This is a genomic window from Pseudodesulfovibrio pelocollis (genome assembly GCF_030282845.1).
GTDB classification, from domain to species: domain Bacteria; phylum Desulfobacterota; class Desulfovibrionia; order Desulfovibrionales; family Desulfovibrionaceae; genus Pseudodesulfovibrio; species Pseudodesulfovibrio pelocollis.
On sequence record NZ_JASTWE010000129.1, the window covers coordinates 1 to 566 of the forward strand.

The 566-nt window shown below is 59.0% G+C and carries 1 protein-coding gene; it reads left to right on the forward strand.

Translation table 11 applies throughout. The features are described 5' to 3' along the window. Positions 1–148: 148 nt before the first annotated feature. Entirely contained in the window at positions 149–502 is a 354-nt protein-coding gene (locus QQS14_RS16540; RefSeq protein ID WP_285908117.1) for a hypothetical protein, read from the forward strand. The last annotated feature ends 64 nt before the right edge of the window (positions 503–566 follow it).

The window sequence follows — 566 nt, forward strand, 5'->3', positions numbered from 1 at the left end:
AGGAGACCGTAGCTGGCTAAACCTTGCAGTGGCCCCCAATGGCGATTTGTGGGGATGCGGTGATCCGGATAGTTCACCAGCTGCAACCCAAAAACCATTTTGTAACGGAGTCGCACAGTCTGCGTGGCCGTCTGCGGCGTGGGCACACATGGCTGTCGATATCTCCGGCGATGTATGGGGTGCCATAAACTCCCCCGTTGAAAGCCGCGCGATCTACAAAAACGCCATAAACCAGTCTTGGGGAACAATACGCTGGGAGAGGCTGGCCGCTGCCCCAAATGGAGATGTGTGGGCCGCGTCGAGCCAGGGGAATGTCCTCAACGGCATTTACAAAAACGGGACAGCTCAAACGGAATGGGGACTGCACGCGTGGTCTGGCATCGCCATATCGGCCCAGGGCGACGTGTATACCAGCTCGCCCGAGGACATATACCGCAACGGGGAACCTCTTGGCTGGGGCGCACAGGAGTGGGCAGCCGTGGCCGTGGCCGCATGGATATAACAACAGGAGGCAGATATGCTTTTCCGCTATGACGACAACACCATCGGCCCGGCCCGGCAGGTCA

Excerpts from the sequence above, each read along its gene's own strand:
- QQS14_RS16540 (WP_285908117.1), top strand. The coding sequence starts at position 149 with ATGGCTGTCGATATCTCCGGCGATGTATGGGGTGCCATAAACTCCCCC.